This is a genomic window from Ruegeria sp. G7, assembly GCF_056535465.1.
This window is the reverse complement of record NZ_JBQFIL010000001.1, coordinates 2,567,699-2,586,390: the sequence shown is the minus strand read 5'-3', so window position 1 is coordinate 2,586,390 and position 18,692 is coordinate 2,567,699. Positions and strand designations below refer to the sequence as shown.

The window sequence follows — 18,692 nt, the reverse complement described above, 5'->3', positions numbered from 1 at the left end:
ACCAGCACCCTTCCAGCGCTGGTGCGTCAATCAGTTGCTCGCGGTGCGATAGTTGTGGCGGTAGAAAATATGCACGCCGATGCGCGCGGTTTCCTTGTAGACCCGCGACCAGGACGGCTTGACCGCCTTGGTGTGATAATGTGTGGCCCCCGCCGTCATCTCTTCGGCGATACCGTCAATCGCAGCGCGCGCGACTTTGGACACACGTTCATAGGCGCGTTTTTCGCGGATGACTTCTTTCTGGCCGTCGCAGGTATATGTGAACTGACACTGGTACCGTTTGCCCGTGCCCTGATTGATCACACCACACAGCGTGTCTGGAAACCGGCCGCTGTCAACACGGTTCAGGATCACCTCGGCCACCGCGAACTGGCCGCGCACGCTTTCGCCGCGCGCCTCGAAATAAAGTGCCTCAGCGAGACAGCGGAAACCTTGGTCTCCGGTCGCTTTGGGTTGCTGGTCCAACCAATCCTTGGTGTAGGAAACCTCAGTCTTTTCCTGCGACTTACGCGGCTGGAACAGCTTCAGATAGTCGCGGAAATTTTGCGCTGGCAGCTCGTTACGAGCAACCAAATCAGCAGATGTGTTGTCGTCCGGCTTCTCAGCGACGGACAAACTCGGCAGCAAGGCTGTGGCCCCCACGGCAACAGCCAATATGTAGCGTCTCATCAGATAACCTCGCACAGGCACAAACGCGCCAAACCCTCCCCCGGCGGGCGCGACGAGGCTGATACCCCACTTAGGGGCACACGTCCAGCTTTCTGAAAAAAGCAAGAAAAAAATCGCTCACGCGGTCAAAATTCATCGACAGCGGAACGTTTCATTAGCCACTATTTCTAGAGGGGAGACAGTTAGTCAACCCCCAAGTTTGGACGAAATCGCCAACTGAGCGGCAGACAGCCGAGCGACCGGCACCCGGAACGGCGAACAGGACACATAGTCGAATCCCAGCGCCCGACAGATGGCGATTGATTCGGGGTTGCCCCCATGCTCGCCACAGACAGAAAGTGTAACGTCTGGTTGTGCTTGGCGGCCACGTTCAGCCCCCAGTTTCAGCAACTCACCCACCCCATCTGCATCCAGAACGTGAAACGGATCTTCGTTAAACACGCCTAAGCGGACATATGCCGACATGAACCGCCCCGCATCGTCGCGCGACAGGCCATAGGTCATCTGGGTCAAATCGTTGGTCCCGAAGCTGAGGAATGAGGTATGCGGTGCAATTTCATTTGCCCGCAGACAGGCCCGCGGCGTTTCTGCCATGACACCCAGCCGGTAATCAAACTCCTGCCCGCGTTCCGAGGCTACCTCGGCAGCGACCGCATCGATGCGCGCCTTGACCAGCTCCACCTCGCGCTTGGCCGAGACCAGAGGGATCATCACCTCGGGCACCACCGGAGCACCGTCCTTACTGGCATCCAGCGTCGCCTCGAAGATGGCGCGGGCCTGCATGTCGTAGATTTCGGGGACAGTCACACCCAGGCGCACCCCACGCAGGCCCAGCATGGGGTTGTATTCCCGCATCGCCTCAACCCGGCGCTCCACGTCCGAAACGGGTAGATCCAGCGCCTCAGCCAGTTCACGCTGACCGCTACGAGTAGTCGGCAAGAACTCGTGCAGTGGTGGGTCGAACAAGCGGATGCAGACCGGCTGCCCCTCCATGATGCGGAACAGTTGTACAAAGTCCTGCCGCTGCATCGGCAACAGGCGTTCCAGCACAGCCGCCCGGCCCGAGGGCGTTTGCGCAAAGATCATCTCGCGCATCACAGTCAGGCGGCCGGGATCAAAGAACATATGCTCGGTCCGGCACAAACCGATCCCTTCGGCCTGAAAATTCCGCGCCGTTTGCGCATCCGCAGGCGTGTCGGCATTGGCACGGATGGCAATGTCACGTTCGGCGTCAGCCCAGCCCATCAGGGTCTGGAAGCAATCGTCCAGCGCCGCCTCAAGCATCTCGGGCTGCCCGGCCAGAACCTGACCCGAGGTGCCATCGATGGTCAGGATGTCTCCGGTCTTGAACACACGTCCGTCCGGCGCACTCAGCATTTTCTTTTTGGTCTGAAACCGCATCTCGGAGGCGCCAACGATGCAGGGCAGACCCAGCCCCCGACCAATCACCGCCGCATGGCTGGTGATACCGCCCTTTTCGGTCAGTACCGCCACAGCGGCGTGCATCCCACGCACATCTTCCGGAGACGTCTCGCGCCGCACCAGTACGCAAGGCTCGCCACGCGCGGCACTGGCCTGCGCCTCGGCGGCGGTGAATACGATCCGGCCGGTGGCCGCACCGGGGCTGGCGGCGATGCCGGTCGTCAGGACATCACGCTCTGCCCCGGGGTGGACCTGCCGGTGCAGCAGCTCATTCAGCGAATGCGGGTCGATCCGCATGACGGCCTCTTGCGGCGGGATGATCCCGTCTTCGGCCAGCCGCACCGCAATCCGCATCGCCGCGCGCGAACCGCGTTGAACGCGCACACCATCCAGAATGTGCACATCGCCATTCTGGACCACAAACTCCACCTGCATCTCTTCGCGCAGCTTTTTCCGCATCAGCGCCGCGTGAGCCTTGAGATCAGCAAACGCCTCAGGTGCCACATCTTCAAGCGAGCGCCCCCGCTCATCCTTCTCAAGATAGAGCGCCGAAACCCCTTCCCCCAGCGCATCGCGCCCCTGGCTCTGGCTGAGATAGCGCCCCGTGATCTGCGTCATGCCGGTGGCCGGGTCGATCAGTTGCAACACGCCCGAACCGCATTCGCCTTGACCGACGCCCGGTATCATCTCTTGGATCACCAAACCAAGTCCGGCATCCGCAGGTGCGCCCTTGGCCTGCCGCAACAAGCGGGCCGAAGTCCCATCCCAAGCCCGTGCCATCGATCGCAGCACCCCGATCAATTGCTCACCACGGTCCTGCGGGAATGTCTCGTCGGTTTCATCTTCGTAGGCACGCAGCGACAGGCTCAGCCCCTCGCGACCGTCCGCCTCGATATCGTCGAACACATCCGCATCCAGACGCGCGACATGAATCGCATAGCTTTGGACGAACCGCAGATATAGCGCAGCTGCCGCGTCAGCCCCCATATCCGCCGACAAGTCCAGATAGCGTGCGTCGTTCATACCGATGTTCAGAACCGCCCCCGGCCCGCCCCAATCAGGGTCTTCCGAGCTAGGCCGCACACATAACAACGCCTCGGCGTCGAACTGCTCCATGATGGCCGCGATATCGGGCATGTCGCCCTTGGCAATCTGCTGCACCGCGTCAAAAGACAGCGCCACTGTGCGCGGCACCGGCATGTCCAGTCGGACCAGCCGTTGAAGGCATTTTGCCCGCCCGCCATGGGTGTTGGCGGCAACGGGCGCTTTTGGAGTGATAAGCGTGGTCTGCGGATTATTCTGCACTGCGGCACCTTTTGGTTTCACCGCAGCATAAGCCCCTGCGCCCTTGGCGCAAGGGCGTTATCCCTCGATCTTGGTCAGATCGGCAACGCTGGAGCAGACCTGTCTGATCTGGCTCAGCAGGTTCAGACGGTTGCGCCGCAGGATGTCATTGTCGGTATTGACCTGCACATCCTCAAAGAACGCATCGACCGGAGCCCGCAGCGCCGCCATCGCAGCCATAGCAGCCGGGAAATCCTCGGCCTTCAAGGCCGGATCGATCTGCGCCTGCGCCGCATCCAGCGCGGCGAACAGCGCCTTCTCGCTGTCGGTTTCGGCGAATTTCACATCCGCCCCGTAGGAGTATTCCACCCCATCCTTCTCTTCCGCCTGAGACAGGATGTTATTGGCCCGTTTGAACCCCTGCACGAGGTTCTCCCCATCCTCGGTCGCAATCACCGCATTCAGCGCGCGGGCGCGTTTGACCAGCAGGTTGAGGTCGTCATTGCCCTCCATCGCGATACAGGCATCGATGACATCGTGGCGGATGCCTTCGTCGCGGAGGAAGACCTTGAGGCGGTCGTGGAAGAAGGAGAGGAGGTCATCAGCTATCTTCGCAGGATCGCTCTCATCCGCTCGACCGATAGGATCCAAGTCTTTGATACTGTCAAAATCTTGGATATCGTCGATCGTCCTTGACCGCGCGGCCTCTTGATTGCGTTCAACCTGAATTCTGAACGGTGTCAATAAACTCAGCCGAAGCTCGTTAACAACGGCAGACCGAATAACCCCCAACGCCGCACGACGAAGGGCGAACGGGTCTTTCGACCCGGTCGGTTTCTCATCAATCGCCCAGAACCCGGTCAGCGTATCCAGCTTGTCGGCCAGCGCCACCGCCACGGAGACCGGCGCGGTCGGCACGTCATCGGACGGGCCCAGCGGCGAATAATGCTCCTCGCTCGCCTGCCCCACTTCTGCAGGCAATTCGGCGGCATCCGCATAGTAGCGGCCCATCAGGCCCTGCAACTCGGGGAATTCGAACACCATCTCGGATGACAAATCCGCCTTGCACCCCTGCGCCGCCATCATCGCCAGCGCAGGATCGGCCCCGACCGCCGAAGCCAGTTCATGCGCCAGCGCCGCGATCCGGTTCACGCGTTCACCCTGAGAGCCCAGCTTGGCGTGGAAGGTCACGGCATCCAGCTTCTCGACCCATGGTTCGAACCCGTCGGACTGCACGATGCGCAGGTCGTTCTCCCAGAAGAATTTCGCATCGGCCAGACGGGCCGACAGCACCTTCTGGTTCCCAGCCAGAATGGTCGCGCCATTATCGGCGGTCTCGCGGTTGGCAACGGTAATGAACCGTTCAATCCGACCCGTCTTGGGGTTCTTCACCGAAAAGAACTTCTGATGCTCTTTCATCGAAGTCTGCAGCACCTCGGGCGGCAGGTCGAGGAATTCGTCATCGATCTGCCCCATCAGCACCACGGGCCATTCGACCAGACCCGCGACCTCGGCCAGCAAGCCCTTGTCCTCGACCACTTCCAGACCAGCGGCAAAGGCGAGGTTCTGCGCGTCGTTCCAGATATGCTCGGCGCGCTCGCTGGGCGACAGCACCACAAAGGCGCGTTTCAGCTTGGCGGCGTAATCCTCGAACGATGTCACCGCGAACCGGTTCGGGGCCATGAAACGGTGGCCTGCGGTCGTGTCGCCGGAGGCGATCCCTTCAACCTCAAGCGGTACGACCTGAGCGCCCGCCTCATCGCTGAGGATGCACAGGATCGAATGCAAAGGCCGCACCCACCGCATCGACCCCGCGCCCCAGCGCATCGACTTGGGCCATGGGAAGTTGCGGATGGTGGCCTCGAGCACCTCGGCCACGATCTCGGCCGCCGGACGGCCCGGTTTTTCGATGGTGGCGAAATAGACCGCACCCTTGGGCGTGTCGCGTTCTTCTAACTGGTCGCGGGTCAGGCCCGCGCCGCGCAGGAAGCCTTCGATTGCCTTGTCCGGCGCGCCGACCTTGGGGCCTTTGCGTTCTTCGCGGATGGTGGGGCTTTCTGCCAGCAGCCCTTCTATAGCCAGCGTCAGGCGGCGCGGCGTGGTCAGAGCAGCGGCAGAGGCATAGGTCAGACCGCCCTCGACCAGACCGTCGGTGATCCGCTTTTTCAGGTCCTCACCGGCGCGGGCTTGCATCCGCGCGGGGATCTCTTCGGAAAACAGTTCGATCAGCAGGTCGGGCATAGTCGGTCCTTAGAAACTTACAATCGTCTGGATGACGATGGCATTGGCGATATCCACAAAGAAGGCGGATACAAGGGGCAGCACAATAAAGGCAATAGGCGACGGGCCATATCGCTTGGTGACTGCGGTCATATTGGCAATTGCGGTCGGGGTTGCGCCCAGGGCGAAGCCTCCGAACCCGGCAGCCAGCACGGCGGCGCGGTAGTTCGAACCCATCAGCGGGAACAGCACCCACAGCACGAAAGCCACCGCGAACAGGGTCTGGGCGGTCATGATCACGGCGATGGCGAGGCCAAGCTCTGCGATGGTCCACAGTTGCAGGCTCATCAGCGACATAGCCAGAAACGCGCCCAGCGCGAATTCCGAGATCAGCGCCAAGGACGGTGTGCGCGACACGGGCGACGCTTTGGGGAACAGCGCGCTGCGCAGGTTGGCGATGACAATGCCCATGATCAGGCAAGGCACGAACAGGGGCAGTTTCAGCCCGGCTGCGCTGATAAAATCGCTGAGGATATAGCCCGCGATAATCGCAAGGTTCAGGTGCAGCAGCACCCGCATGATGGTCTGATGATCAATCGCCGTTTTTGCGTCAACCTCATCGGGCAGACCGACGGTATGCTCTTCCTCTGGGCGGCTGGGGCTCAGCTTGCGGCCCTCGACCAGCAGCCGCGCGATGGGGCCGCCGACCAGTGCCGCCAGTACCAGACCCAAGGTCGCCACCGCCACGCCCAGTTCAGTCGCGCCCGCCAGCCCTGTCGCCTCGGCCACTTCGGGCGCCCATGCAATCGCGGTGCCATGTCCGCCGATCAGCGCGGCGGAGCCGAACAGCACGCCCGCCTGCGCCGGGTATCCAAACAGAACCGCCCCACCAGCACCGATGACGTTCTGCGCAACGATGGTCAGGAGGGTCAATACCAACAACAAAAGCAACGGCTTGCCGCCCGCAATCAAATCCGACAGCCGGGCGTTCAAACCAATCCCGGCAAAGAACAGCACTAGCAGGAAGTCCCGCGCGGTCAGACCAAAGGACAGCTCAATCCCGAACACGAGGTAGAGCATCAGCACCACCAGCGAGGCCAGCAGACCTCCGGTCACCGGCTCGGGGATGTTGAAGCTGCGCAGGGTCGCGACGCGGGCATTGATCTCGGCCCCCAGCAGGTAGACCGCAAAGCCCAGCGTTGCGGTCAGAAAATCCGGGATCGCGACGGCCTGCCCCATGCGCTATTCCTGCGGACGGGGCGGGCATTCCTCGCCCACCACCGTGCCGTCATAGGCTTTCTCACCGCAATTGTTCAGCGCGTGCCAAATATACCCTTTGCCGTCCTGCGTGATCGCCACGATGCGATCAACGCCGTAATGGATGTTCTTGACCCCCATGAACGCCTGCGCCTGCCCGGAATTCAACGCATCGGCCAAAGCGACAGCATCGTAGCAGTCAAACCATCCCGGCGCGGTCAGCGGCTCGGCCTTGTCCACAGGCGTAAAGCCGGTCAATTGATCCGCTGTCAGATCGGTTTCGAAACAGGCCCGATACCGGATCGGAGAGCTGTCGGCGTCAATCGCCTGAAACGCGGTATAGCTGATCGCCTCGGGCGCATCGGCCCCTTGCGCCAGCAGCGCGACGTCCTGCCCCGGCCGCGGTTCGACATCGTAGTAGAACCCGTAAACCTGCAGGTAATACATACCGCCCCCGGCCAAAGCGGTCGAGAACAGAAGGATCAGCGCCAGTACTTTCCCGGTCATCTCTTACGCAGCCTCTTTCATGTTGTGCGGAAATAATCCAGATTTCAGCCCATTACGGGCTGATATAAGGCGACAGATATGGAAACCACCCTTGCCGTCGGGTTCTTTGGCGCGCTGTTTGCAATCATGAACCCGATCACCAATCTGCCCGTTTTTCTGAGCGTCACTCAGAACCTGCCCGCCGCGGATCAGCGCAAAGTCGCCGTGAAAACAGCGATATACTGTATTATTCTTGGCAGTGCTTTTGCCTCGATCGGCAGTCAGGCGCTGGGGCTCTTTGGCATCAGCGTCGATCACTTGCGCGTCGCGGGCGGGCTGGTCGTTCTGATGATCGGGCTGAACATGCTGAACGGCAACGAAAGCAGTTCGCATCACGGCACCGACGGGGAAAAGCAAAGCTACCCCGAACCCGAGACCGTCGCGTTCTACCCGCTGGCCTTTCCCATTCTGGTCGGCCCCGGCACGATCACAACGCTGATCCTCTACGCGCACCACATCAAGACCCCGACTGAGGCCGTTGCTTACATTGGTGTTTTTCTGACCGTCGTTGCGTTGCTTCTGGTGACCTTCTGGAACGCCGCCTGGCTGGCGCAACGCCTCTCGGACAACGCCCGCGTGATCATGAGCCGGTTTATGGGTATGATCCTGTCGGCCATTGCGATCAGCATGATCGCCGACGGCCTCAAGGCGCTGCTGCCCGGTCTGGCCTAGGCGCGGCATCAGGCCTCGTACCCTGCGGCCTCGGTCTGCACAAACGCATCGGCGCATTGCTTGGCCAGCGCGCGGACGCGGCCGATATAGGCCTGCCGCTCGGTCACCGAGATCACCCCGCGCGCGTCCAACAGGTTGAAGATATGAGACGCCTTGATGCACTGATCGTAAGCGGGGTGCGCCATCACAATGCGCTTGCCGGTCTTGGGATCATCATGTTCCTGCGCCAGAATGGTGGCACACTCGGCCTCGGCCTCTTCGAAATGGCGCAGCAGAACCTCGGTATTGGCCACGTCAAAGTTCCAGCGGGCATATTCCTCTTCGGTCTGCTTGAAGATGTCGCCATAGGTCAGCGGGCTGGGGGACTGAGGATCGTTGAACGGCATGTCCATCACATGATCGATGCCCAGCACATACATGGCCAGACGCTCCAGCCCATAAGTCAGCTCACCCGAAACCGGTGCGCAATCATGGCCGCCAACCTGTTGGAAATAGGTGAACTGGCTGACCTCCATGCCATCGCACCAGACCTCCCAGCCCAGCCCCCAGGCACCCAGCGTGGGGCTTTCCCAGTCATCCTCGACGAACCGGATATCATGCAGGTCCATGTCGATGCCGATGGACTCAAGCGAGCCCAGATACAGCTCTTGCAAATCCGGCGGGCTGGGTTTGATCAGCACCTGATACTGATAATAATGCTGCAACCGGTTCGGGTTTTCCCCATAACGCCCATCGGTCGGACGGCGCGAAGGCTGCACATAAGCTGCGGCCCACGCCTTGGACCCCAAAGCACGCAATGTCGTCGCCGGGTGGAACGTGCCCGCGCCGACCTCCATGTCGTAGGGCTGCAGGATCGCGCAGCCTTTCGAGGCCCAATAGGTCTGAAGCCGCAGGATGATCTCCTGAAACGAACGAGGTGCGCTGCTGGGTTCGGTCATATCATTCCCCTTGGGCGGGTTCCGGTGGGTTCGGCCCTTCCTATGCAAGCCACCAAGGGGCGTCAACGGGCCAATCCGCCCTTGCTGTCGCTGCGCAGCCACACCCAGAATTCCCCGTATTCCGGGCATGGCAATCAGGCCGCGATTCCGCGTACTCTGCGCCAAAGTGAAAACACTGCATAACACGGGCAGACAATGACACGCGTATTTACGGTTATTACATTCTTTTTCCTCTTCGGCCTGCGCGCCGCTTTTGCTCAGCAGGACGCGGGCGTCTGGGTTCAGGTCGAGGCACAGCCCTCGCTGCGCGAAGCACAGGACCGGGCGCAGGTTTATGCGAACTCCCTGCCAGATGTGAATGGATTTCGCCTGAACTCTGGCTGGTATGCCATTGTTATTGGTCCTTATTTGCGTGACGATGCCGAGCAGGTTCTGCGCGTCTACCGGACCGAGCGGCAAATCCCCGCAGACAGTTTCATCGCCTTTTCCAGCAGCTTCGGGCAGCAATTCTGGCCCGTCGGCGCCAACATCCTGAACCGCGGCGTGATCACGCCCCCGGTCCAGCCCGAACCGCAGGAACAGCCGCAGGCTGGTCTGACGCCTCAAGCCTCGGACGAAACCCGCGCACAGGCGCTGCAGGGCGAACGCCTGCTGACGGCGCAAGAGCGCAAAGACCTGCAGACCGCGCTGCAGGCCGCCGGGTTCTACAACTCGACCATTGACGGTGCCTTCGGCCAAGGCACCCGCCGCTCGATGAGCGATTGGCAGCGGTTCAACGGGTTCGAGGCCACGGGCGTTCTGACCACCCTGCAGCGCAAGACCCTGCTGGACGACTACAACGCCCCGCTGATCAGTGTCGGAATGAAGCAATACACCGACCCGCAAGCCGGGATTGAACTGGACCTACCGCTGGGCGTTCTGGAGTTCGACCGGTACGAGGCCCCCTTCGCACATTTCAAACCCAGTTCCGATCTGGACGCCAAGGCGCTGCTGATCTCGCAAGAGGGCTCACCCGCCACCCTCCGCGCGCTCTATCAGGTGATGCAGTCGCTTGAGATCATCCCGCTGGATGGCGAGCGCGCCCTGCGCGGCAACAGCTTTACCATCGAAGGACGCGGCAACGGGATCGTTTCCTACACGCAGGCGGGGCTGAAAGACGGCAAGATCAAAGGTTTCACGCTGGTCTGGCCCGAAGGCGACGACGCCCGCCGCGCCCGCGTTCTGGCCGCGATGCGGGCCAGCTTTACCGCCACCGATGCGGTGCTGGATGCCGGTGCCGGGGCGGATGCAGAGCAGCGCATCGATCTGATCTCGGGCCTGCAAATCCGCAAACCGCGCCTGTCACGCTCAGGCTTCTTTGCCGACACCAACGGCACGGTTCTGACCGTCGCCGAGGCCGCCGACAGTTGCACCCGCATCACGCTGGACGGCGATCAGGAGCTGCAGGTCGCATGGCAGGACGCAGCCCTCGGCATCGCCGTTCTGCGCCCCAAACAGACGCTCGCGCCGATTAGCGTTGCCGAGTTCCGGGCGGACCCGCCGCGCATCCAGTCTCCGGTCACCGTTTCGGGCTTTTCCTACGAAGGCGCGTTGGGAGCCCCCACCCTGACCTTTGGCGAAATCGCAGATATCCGCGGTCTGAATGGCGAAGATGGCGTCAAGCGCCTTGCACTGGCGTCGCAGCCCGGAGACGCGGGCGGGCCGGTCTTTGACGACAGCGGCAGCGTCGTCGGCATGTTGCTGCCCAAGCCATCGGATGGGCGCGCCCTGCCCGGTTCGGTCAGCCTTGCCGCCGATGTGGATCGTCTGACCGAAGTTCTGACCAAGGCAGGCATCGCTGGCCAGCCCGCGCAGGCTTCGGCCCAGATTTCGCCGAATGAACTGAGCCGCCGTGCCAATGGCATGACCGTTCTGGTTCACTGCTGGGACTAAGCTGTCGGGATTGATGAAAAGGCGCTGCACCCCGGTGCGGCGCCTTTTTTCTTGGACTTACAGGATGTCCGGCGTCACCCGGATCAGTGTTGGCCCCTCGGCCTCAAACGCGGCGCGCACGGCCTCCTGCATCTCCTCCAGCGTCCCCGGCGCGGCAGACAAGGCTCCGAACGCCTCGGCCAGCTTGCAGAAATCCGGGTTGCGGGCAACGACCGCATTGGGTGCGATCTGGCCGCGCACCATGCTGTCCTCGATCTCTTTCAGCTTGCCGTTGTCCCACAGGATGATGGGCAGCGACAGACCAAGTTCCACCGCAACGCCAAGCTCTTGCATTGTATAGTGGAACCCGTAATCCCCCGCGATCACTGCGGTCGGTTTGCCCCGCCGCGCCACGGCCCCACCGATCCCGGCAGGCAGAGCATAGCCCAGCGTGCCAAACCCGGTCGGGTGGTGCCAGTGATAGGGCACGGCCATGTCCCAGACCTCTTTGGCGACATAGGCGAACTGGGTCATGTCCGAATAGATCATCGTCTCGGCAGGCATCGCCGCGCGCAAGGCGTCGATCACCGGCACGATCCCCGGACGCCCCGCATCCACCTCAGCCCGCCAGCGGGTGTGGGCGGCGCTGACTTCGGCTTCGGACCAGCCGGTCGCGGGCTTCACCTTCTCAGCCGAGGCCCACAGCGCATGGGCAAAACCCTCGCCATCCGCCTGCAGCTTGACCGCCGCGCGGTGGCGATCCGACAGGACCTCGGGGTCCAGATCGACGCGCACCATGTTGGCGGTGTGCCCCAGATCGCGCCGCCACAGGTCGACCTCGCCCAGTTCGGCCCCCACAACCACAACCAGATCAGCCGAAGCGATCACCTCGGCGCTGCCCGGTCGCGGCAGCATGGACCCGAAATCCAGCGGATAGTCGGCCCCGACCAGCCCGCGGCCGGCATAGGTGGTGAAACAGGCCGCCCCCAACTGCGTCAGGATCTGCCGCCACAGGTTCGACCGGCACCCTCCGCCCAGAATGAACAAGGGCCGCTGCGCGATATTCAACAGCGACAGAACCGAGGCCACATCCGGCGGCAGCACCTTGTTCCGCAGCGCAGGCTGGTTCGGGAAGGGCGCAGGATCGGCATCCGCCTCCAACTGCGCGATCGGCACCTGAATGTGTTTAGGACGTGGACGCGACAGTTCGAATTCCTCGAACGCCCGCTCGATCAGCCCATAGGCGGCCTGCGCGTCCTGCGCCTGATGGGACCAGTCGGCCACCGTCTCAGCCGCCGCGCGCTGATCCTTCATCTGGTGTAGCTGCCCGCGCTGCGCCTGCACCTCGTCCAGACAGGACGACAGCACCAGCATCGGCACAGAATCCGAATAGGCCTGCCCCATCGGCGTCATGATGTTGCACAGCCCCGGCCCGGTGATCACATAGGCCACACCCGGCTTGCCCGTTGCGCGTGCATAGCCATCGGCCATGAACCCCGCGCCCTGCTCGTGCCGGGCCAGAACATGGGTGATCCCGGCCTCTTCGATGCCGCGATACATCTCTTGGTTATGCACACCGGGAATGCCAAAGATCACATCAACACCGCGATCCTTCAGCATATGAGATATCTGAGCCCCCAGAGGTCGCTTCATCACCCTCTCCAGAACTGGCGCGTGAAGATTGCGTAGACGGCCAACAGCTCCAGCCGCCCGACCAGCATGCCGATGATCAGCAGCCATTTCGCGCCATCATTCAGCCCGGCAAAGTTACCCGCAGGCCCGATCTGATCCCCCAGCCCCGGCCCCACATTGGCCAGCGCCGTGGCCGCGCCCGACACCGAGGTGATGAAATCCAACCCGGTCAGCGCGAGCGCCCAGGACAGAACGCCCATCGACAGCACGAAGAACATGAAGAAGCTCATGACCGAGGTCAGAACATCGCGGCTGATCGCGCGGCCGTCATAGCGCGGTACGAACACCCCATGGGGCGAGCGAATGCGCCGGATCTGGGTTTTGATCGAAGCGAATAGCAGCTGGTATCGGAACACCTTGATCGAACACGCGGTCGACCCCGCACAGCCACCGATCAGGCCGATCAAAAAGAACAACATAACCGGGAAGCTGCCCCAGCCCATGTAGTCGACGCTGGCATATCCCGTGCCTGAAATGATCGAGGTGATGTTGAACAGAGACTCGCGGAACGCCTGTTCCCAGTGATGCGGGAAAACCCAGGTCAGGAAGACTGACATCACCAGTACCAAAACAGCGATCGTCGCGAGAAACGCGCGGATCTGGCTGTCTCGCCATAGTGAACTCGTATAGCCGTTGGCGAGTTGTACATAGCGCACGAACGGCAGCGCCGCGAGGATCATGAAGACAGCCGCAGCATACTCCATCGGCCCCGAAAAGCGCGCGAACGAGCTGTCGTAGTTCGAAAACCCTCCGGTTGCGATTGTGGTCATGGAATGCACAACGGCGTCAAAAAAGCTCATGCCGAACCCAGCATAGACCAGCGCGCAGACGACCGTAAGAAACACGTAAATCAGCGATATCTGACCCGCGATCTCTTGCGCACGGGGCAGGATTTTCCCCATGGTCTCAAACCCTTCCGAGCGGAAGATCTGCATCCCCCCGACCCGCAGTTCTGGCAGGAACACCATCGCCACAACGATGATACCAATACCGCCAAGCCACTGCAGAATCCCGCGCCACAGCAGCAGTCCGCTGGGTAGATCATCAAGACCCGACACCACGGTCGAGCCCGTCGTGGTCAAACCGGACATCGCCTCGAAATAGGCGTCGACAAAGCGCAATTCGGTCTCGCCGAACAGAAACGGTATGGCGCCGAAAATCGGCAGCGCCACCCAGACGCCCGAGGTGAGCAAAAAGGTCTGCCGGATGGTGAGCCCCTCACCCACCCCGTTTGAGCAACTCATCGCCAGCACACTGCCGACCAGCAGCGTCAGAACCGCGCTTTCAAAAAAGACGTGCCATTCGCCCCGCCCCTCGATCAGGTCGGCAAGCATCGGCAGCAGCATGGTCGCCCCAAGAATGGCGACCAGCAGGCCAATCACATATCCAACCGGGCGAAGATCCATCATAACGGGCAGCGTTGGCGCGCCAGCCCGACAGTGTCAAGCAGATGATCCGCGTCAGGTGTCGGATTTTGCCGCAGCGGTCGGCATTGCAGGCGGTTTCGACGGTGCACGGGTGCGGCGGGTGGCGGGTTTGGATCCTTCAGCACCGGTCGCCGCGACAGGCTTTGGCGCTGCGGCCTTGGCCGGAGTGGGCTTGGCAGGGGCCGGTTTGACTGCTGCCGGTTTTGCCGCTGCCTTGACGGGTGCAGGCTTGGCCGCAGCCGGTCTCGGCGCAGCCGCTTTTGCCGCGGCAGGTTTCGCAGGTGCAGGTTTCGCAGCCGCAGGTTTGGCAGGCGCAGGCTTCGCAGCGGGCTTGGCGGCCACGGGCTTGGCGGGTGCAGGTTTGGACGCCACCGCCGGTTTCGGCGCGCTTGGGGCAGCTTTAGCTTTTGCCGCAGCCGCCGATTTCACGGCCGCGACAGCCTTGGCAGCGGTCGAGACCGGTTTGGCCGGTGCTTTGGCGGGAGCCTTGGCCGGAGCAGCCTTGGCCGCAGGCTTGGCCGCGGGCGCAGCTTTTATCACGACAGGTTTCACCTTGGGTGCGGCCTTTGCCTTAGGCGCGGCAGGCTTTGCAGCCGCCTTGGGCTTAGAGGCCACTACTTTCGGCTTGGCTGCGGGTTTTACCTTGGCAGCCGCGGGTTTTGCCGGTGCCGCCTTACGGGCCGCAGGTGCGGGGGCCGCCGCTGTTTTCACCCCTTGCAGCGGAGCCATCGGCAGTTCAAACGCCGCACGGGTCATGATCTGCATGATCTCCATCTGGCTAACCATCGCATATCCGGCCATACGGATGGCCGCTGCCTGAAACTCAAGCGGTTGGGAAATCGGATTCATTGCATGTCTCTCCTGATAAAACCGAGGCAGCCGGAAAAAGAGTAAAGCACGCCGCCCGCCCCAATCGTCTGGGCAGGATTGCAGGTTCGCGATCCAAGGCGTCGCATGTCCCGGCTTCCTTTCAGGCTGCGCCCCGGTTTGCCGGATACGCAGCAGCTGCACTCGGGTACAGTCTAGCGCAAAGCGTGCCGCGCATGCAGCATTAATTGCTGCATTGCGGCAATAAAGCGCCAATGGCCGGTTTTTATCGGTTTTCTCAAAGGCTTCCGCCGGGTCAATCAGCCAACATGGAACAGCGTTGTGAACAAACGCGGGTCCAGACTGGCAGAATCGAAGGTTGGGCCCTCGGTCAGGATCGAAACGGCATCATGGCTGTGCAGACTTTCCTGGTGGCTTGCAATCACGCGGAAATCACCGACGTGATGATCGGCCTGAAGTTCCGCACAGAACAGGCGTGCGGCGTCTTCGACAAAAATGGGATTGGCTGCGTTCAGCTCGGCAAAAGCCTGTTCATCCTCACGTTTGACCATCACCTGCGTCTCGGTCGGAACCGCGCGACGACACAGAGCAATAAGGTCTTCGAACCACAAACAATCGGCATTGCAATCCACAACAACCGAGATCCGAGCCACCGAACGCTGCGAATGCGGCGTCGCCAGCTGCCCGCGCGTGGCGCGCGCATGCTCGCTCAGTTCAAGCGAACAGGGGCAGGTCGAGGAATAGACATAGTCCAAATGCATGATCTTGAGGCGTTCGCCACCCCGTTCGACCAGCTCCAAGGCGATGTCATAATACTGATAACCCGACAGGCCCGAACGCAGGCTCTGGATCTGATCGGGGTAGGCAAAGCGCATCTGGATGCGCGCATCAAGGCTGTCGAGGTCGGACAAATAGTCGTTCAGCGCCGCTTCCATCACTTCGAAGCTGAAAGTGCGTTCCGAGTGCTTGTAGAACGACCGCATGATCCGGGACATATTGATGCCCTTCTTCTCGGCCTCAAGGCTGACCGATCCGGTCACCGACGTTTCAAGCGTTAGTTCAGACCCTGACTTGCGATGGAACCGGATCGGCAGCCGGAAATTCGATATTCCCACGTGCTGGATTTGCTGTTTCGCACCGCGGATCAGACTGGATGGCCCATTCTGCAGATCCGGCAGAGTAGCCTTATACGCGGCGTCGACCTCGAACCCGTCCGGGTATTCGCGCGACAGGGCCGGGTAGTTCGACGGCAGCAGGCCCGGAACAAGCTGAGCGACAGCGGGATCCAACTGGCTGATCTCGGCAGAAGATGCCGTTTTGGCCCATGCGCGCAGAACCTTGAGCGCGGCGGCAGCCTGATCGTGATCGGGTGTCTCGTTGATATCGCGCGGATGAATGTTCATTGGCACGGGTCCCTTGCTAGGCCGACGGTTATATACGACCGAGGTTGAATTACCAGTCCACTCAGATACGCGCGGGATACCATCCCGGATTTAAATTAGATGCGAAAAACCGTCACTTTTCAACCGAAAGCGCCCAATCGGGCGGATCAATTCCGCCCGACCTGAAGCCGTCCGATAGGCCGCTAACGCTGCGAAACGGCCAATGCCTGTTCTATATCCGCCAGCAGATCGCCCGCATCCTCAAGCCCCACCGACAGACGGATCAAGCCTGGTGTGATGCCCAGTTCATCGCGTTGATCTTCGCTCAAGCGCTGGTGCGTGGTGGTGGCCGGGTGCGTCGCAATAGACTTGGCATCGCCCAGATTGTTCGAGATCACCGGAATCGTCAGCGCATTCAGGAACGCAAACGCCCCCGCCTTGCCACCCTTGATATCCAGCGACAGCACAGTGCCACCTTTGCCACCCAGCTGCTCTTGAACCAGTGCATTCTGAGCATGGGTTTTCAGACCGGGATAGAGCGTGCGCTCCAGCGCGGGATGCCCTTCCAGCGCCTCGGCAATCTTCTGGGCGCTCTCGGCCTGCGCATTCACGCGCAGGGCCATGGTTTCCAGCCCCTTGACCATGATCCACGCGCTGAACGGGCTCAGCGCGCCGCCTGTGTGTTTCATGTAAGGCTCGACCGTGCCGCGAATGAATTCCTTGGTGCCGATGATCACACCGCCCAGCGCGCGCCCCTGCCCGTCGATATGCTTGGTGGCCGAATACACGACCACATCCGCGCCCTGCTCGATCGCGCGCGAGAAGACAGGCGTCGAGAATACGTTATCCACGATCACCACCGCACCGACCGCATGGGCCAGTTCAGAAACCGAAGCGATATCAATCACCTCAAGCGTCGGGTTCGACATGGATTCGAAGAATACCGCCTTGGTGTCGGGCCGGATCGCGGCCTTCCACGCATCCAGATCAGTGCCGTCGACAAAGCTCACCTCAACCCCATAGCGGGTCAGAATATTCTCAAGGATATAAAGACATGACCCGAACAGCGCCTTGGCCGAGACCACATGGTCCCCCGCCTTCAGCACCGAGGTCAGCGCACCGTTCACAGCCGCCATCCCGGAGGCTGTGGCAAAAGCATCCTCCCCCCCTTCCAGCGCGGCGATGCGCTGTTCGAACATCGACACGGTGGGGTTGCCATAGCGGGCGTAGATGAACTCATCCGGGCCGGTCTCAATGAACCGTGCCTCGGCCTGCTCGGCATTGTCGTAAACGAAGCCCTGCGTCAGAAAGATCGCCTCGCTGACCTCGTTATATTGACTGCGACGGATGCCGCCATGGACGGCTTGGGTACGCTTGTTCCAGCTCTCGCTCATGTCATTCCTTTCAGCCCCTTGGGGGCAAACAAAAAACCCCAGACGCGGCCAAGCGAAAGGGGTCTTTCATCCTGACCTTTTAGCGGTGTTGTTTAGCGTGGCCCGCAATCCGGTAACAAATCGCCACGTGATGCGGATGCGTTTACGCCCCGTCCCGACCATCGTCAAGTCCGGCGGCACATTGGTCACGCTTTCGTAACACGGCTGCACGCCCTCTTGCCGAATGGCCCCAAACTCTCATGATCACACCAAACGCAGGAGGCCCCATGATTGATCTGTATTTCTGGCCCACGCCGAATGGCTGGAAGGTATCCATCGCCCTGGAAGAGATGGAACTGCCCTACACCACGCACCTGATAAACATCGGAAAGGGTGACCAATTCGACCCCGCGTTCCTGAAAATCTCTCCCAACAACCGGATGCCTGCCATCGTCGACCCGGATGGGCCGGACGGCGCACCGGTTTCGGTCTTCGAAAGTGGTGCAATCCTGATGTATCTGGCGCGCAAGACCGGGCGTTTCTACGGCGAGACCGAACGCGACCGCATCGCCGTCGAGGAATGGCTGATGTGGCAGATGGGCGGCGTCGGTCCGATGGCCGGTCAGGCGCATCACTTCCTGAAATACGCCCTGCAACTGGACCCGCCCCAGGACCTGCCCTACCCCAAAGATCGCTATCGCGCCGAGGTCGGGCGTTTATACGGTGTTCTGGATCGGCGTCTGGCCGAAAACGAATACGTCGCAGGCAATTTCTATTCCATCGCCGATATGTCGATCTGGGGCTGGGCCAGCCTGTGGGAGGGGCAGCAGCAGGTGCTGGACGACAAACCTCACCTCACCCGCTGGCTGGACATGATGAGCGCCCGCCCCGGCGTTCAGGCGGGCCGCGCGTTGCATGCGGAATTGCGCGGCGATCATCGGGACAAGCAGTCCCAAGGTGTTTTGTTCAAGCGGTGATCGGCGCCGCGTCCCTCATGCACCTTTTTGACTTGCCGCAAAGCGCGCGCCGCACAGGAATGCTCACTGTCAGACGAGACAGGAGTGAAACCGC

14 protein-coding genes and 1 riboswitch are annotated in these 18,692 nt (G+C 61.5%); of the genes, 4 read left to right on the top strand and 10 right to left on the bottom strand.

Annotated features, from left to right (window positions below; translation table 11 throughout):
• Positions 1–30: 30 nt before the first annotated feature.
• The 5 genes from ACR3EN_RS12990 to ACR3EN_RS12970 all read right to left on the bottom strand — a co-directional run bounded on the left by ACR3EN_RS12990 (position 31) and on the right by ACR3EN_RS12970 (position 7,359).
• Entirely contained in the window at positions 31–669 is a 639-nt protein-coding gene (locus ACR3EN_RS12990; RefSeq protein ID WP_480821567.1) for a cell wall hydrolase, read from the bottom strand.
• A gap of 186 nt (positions 670–855) precedes the next feature.
• Positions 856–3,417, bottom strand: coding sequence for a putative PEP-binding protein (locus tag ACR3EN_RS12985; protein ID WP_480821565.1), 2,562 nt, complete (start codon positions 3,415–3,417; stop codon positions 856–858).
• A 36-nt stretch (positions 3,418–3,453) separates the two neighbouring features.
• Entirely contained in the window at positions 3,454–5,616 is a 2,163-nt protein-coding gene (gene glyS / locus ACR3EN_RS12980; RefSeq protein WP_480821563.1) for a glycine--tRNA ligase subunit beta, read from the bottom strand.
• 9 nt (positions 5,617–5,625) lie between these two features.
• The gene (gltS, locus tag ACR3EN_RS12975) at positions 5,626–6,834 is read right to left on the bottom strand and encodes a sodium/glutamate symporter (RefSeq protein WP_480821561.1); all 1,209 of its coding nucleotides are present in this window, start codon (positions 6,832–6,834) and stop codon (positions 5,626–5,628) included.
• A gap of 3 nt (positions 6,835–6,837) precedes the next feature.
• Positions 6,838–7,359, bottom strand: a complete 522-nt coding sequence (locus tag ACR3EN_RS12970; RefSeq protein ID WP_480821559.1) for a DUF6446 family protein — start codon at positions 7,357–7,359, stop codon at positions 6,838–6,840.
• Between the two features lie 78 nt (positions 7,360–7,437).
• Here ACR3EN_RS12970 and ACR3EN_RS12965 point away from each other — a divergent pair, with 78 nt between their 5' ends.
• Positions 7,438–8,070, top strand: coding sequence for a MarC family protein (locus tag ACR3EN_RS12965; RefSeq protein ID WP_480821557.1), 633 nt, complete (start codon positions 7,438–7,440; stop codon positions 8,068–8,070).
• Between the two features lie 8 nt (positions 8,071–8,078).
• Here ACR3EN_RS12965 and ACR3EN_RS12960 read toward each other — a convergent pair whose 3' ends face one another.
• The gene (locus tag ACR3EN_RS12960; protein ID WP_480821555.1) at positions 8,079–9,008 is read right to left on the bottom strand and encodes a glycine--tRNA ligase subunit alpha; all 930 of its coding nucleotides are present in this window, start codon (positions 9,006–9,008) and stop codon (positions 8,079–8,081) included.
• Between the two features lie 195 nt (positions 9,009–9,203).
• Between ACR3EN_RS12960 and ACR3EN_RS12955 the strand changes: the two genes are divergently transcribed.
• Positions 9,204–10,940, top strand: a complete 1,737-nt coding sequence (locus ACR3EN_RS12955) for a serine protease (RefSeq protein ID WP_480821553.1) — start codon at positions 9,204–9,206, stop codon at positions 10,938–10,940.
• Between the two features lie 57 nt (positions 10,941–10,997).
• On the opposite strand, the gene ACR3EN_RS12950 is transcribed toward ACR3EN_RS12955, so the two are convergent.
• Both ACR3EN_RS12950 and ACR3EN_RS12945 read right to left on the bottom strand, forming a co-directional pair.
• Positions 10,998–12,572, bottom strand: coding sequence for a thiamine pyrophosphate-binding protein (locus ACR3EN_RS12950; protein ID WP_480870858.1), 1,575 nt, complete (start codon positions 12,570–12,572; stop codon positions 10,998–11,000).
• Positions 12,572–14,020 carry a TrkH family potassium uptake protein gene (locus ACR3EN_RS12945; RefSeq protein WP_480821549.1) on the bottom strand — a complete coding sequence of 483 codons (1,449 nt, stop codon included), beginning with the start codon at positions 14,018–14,020 and terminating at the stop codon, positions 12,572–12,574. The genes ACR3EN_RS12950 and ACR3EN_RS12945 overlap by 1 nt, the downstream gene beginning before the upstream one ends.
• A 55-nt stretch (positions 14,021–14,075) precedes the next feature.
• On the opposite strand from ACR3EN_RS12945, the gene ACR3EN_RS12940 reads away from it, so the two are divergent.
• On the top strand, positions 14,076–14,858 hold the full coding sequence (locus tag ACR3EN_RS12940; protein ID WP_480821547.1) for a hypothetical protein: 783 nt from the start codon (positions 14,076–14,078) through the stop codon (positions 14,856–14,858).
• A gap of 307 nt (positions 14,859–15,165) precedes the next feature.
• Here the strand turns inward: ACR3EN_RS12940 and folE2 are convergent, their stop codons facing one another.
• Both folE2 and metZ read right to left on the bottom strand, forming a co-directional pair.
• On the bottom strand, positions 15,166–16,269 hold the full coding sequence (gene folE2 / locus ACR3EN_RS12935) for a GTP cyclohydrolase FolE2 (protein ID WP_480859804.1): 1,104 nt from the start codon (positions 16,267–16,269) through the stop codon (positions 15,166–15,168).
• 182 nt (positions 16,270–16,451) lie between these two features.
• Positions 16,452–17,642 carry an O-succinylhomoserine sulfhydrylase gene (metZ, locus tag ACR3EN_RS12930; RefSeq protein ID WP_480821543.1) on the bottom strand — a complete coding sequence of 397 codons (1,191 nt, stop codon included), beginning with the start codon at positions 17,640–17,642 and terminating at the stop codon, positions 16,452–16,454.
• A gap of 59 nt (positions 17,643–17,701) precedes the next feature.
• Positions 17,702–17,779: riboswitch (SAM riboswitch) on the bottom strand.
• Between the two features lie 129 nt (positions 17,780–17,908).
• Here metZ and ACR3EN_RS12925 point away from each other — a divergent pair.
• On the top strand, positions 17,909–18,598 hold the full coding sequence (locus ACR3EN_RS12925) for a glutathione S-transferase N-terminal domain-containing protein (protein ID WP_480821541.1): 690 nt from the start codon (positions 17,909–17,911) through the stop codon (positions 18,596–18,598).
• Positions 18,599–18,692 lie beyond the last annotated feature (94 nt).

Excerpts from the sequence above, each read along its gene's own strand:
- ACR3EN_RS12990 (WP_480821567.1), bottom strand. The coding sequence starts at position 669 with ATGAGACGCTACATATTGGCTGTTGCCGTGGGGGCCACAGCCTTGCTG.
- glyS (WP_480821563.1), bottom strand. The coding sequence starts at position 5,616 with ATGCCCGACCTGCTGATCGAACTGTTTTCCGAAGAGATCCCCGCGCGG.
- gltS (WP_480821561.1), bottom strand. The coding sequence starts at position 6,834 with ATGGGGCAGGCCGTCGCGATCCCGGATTTTCTGACCGCAACGCTGGGC.
- ACR3EN_RS12970 (WP_480821559.1), bottom strand. The coding sequence starts at position 7,359 with ATGACCGGGAAAGTACTGGCGCTGATCCTTCTGTTCTCGACCGCTTTG.
- ACR3EN_RS12965 (WP_480821557.1), top strand. The coding sequence starts at position 7,438 with ATGGAAACCACCCTTGCCGTCGGGTTCTTTGGCGCGCTGTTTGCAATC.
- ACR3EN_RS12960 (WP_480821555.1), bottom strand. The coding sequence starts at position 9,008 with ATGACCGAACCCAGCAGCGCACCTCGTTCGTTTCAGGAGATCATCCTG.
- ACR3EN_RS12955 (WP_480821553.1), top strand. The coding sequence starts at position 9,204 with ATGACACGCGTATTTACGGTTATTACATTCTTTTTCCTCTTCGGCCTG.
- ACR3EN_RS12950 (WP_480870858.1), bottom strand. The coding sequence starts at position 12,572 with ATGAAGCGACCTCTGGGGGCTCAGATATCTCATATGCTGAAGGATCGC.
- ACR3EN_RS12945 (WP_480821549.1), bottom strand. The coding sequence starts at position 14,020 with ATGATGGATCTTCGCCCGGTTGGATATGTGATTGGCCTGCTGGTCGCC.
- folE2 (WP_480859804.1), bottom strand. The coding sequence starts at position 16,269 with ATGAACATTCATCCGCGCGATATCAACGAGACACCCGATCACGATCAG.
- metZ (WP_480821543.1), bottom strand. The coding sequence starts at position 17,642 with ATGAGCGAGAGCTGGAACAAGCGTACCCAAGCCGTCCATGGCGGCATC.
- ACR3EN_RS12925 (WP_480821541.1), top strand. The coding sequence starts at position 17,909 with ATGATTGATCTGTATTTCTGGCCCACGCCGAATGGCTGGAAGGTATCC.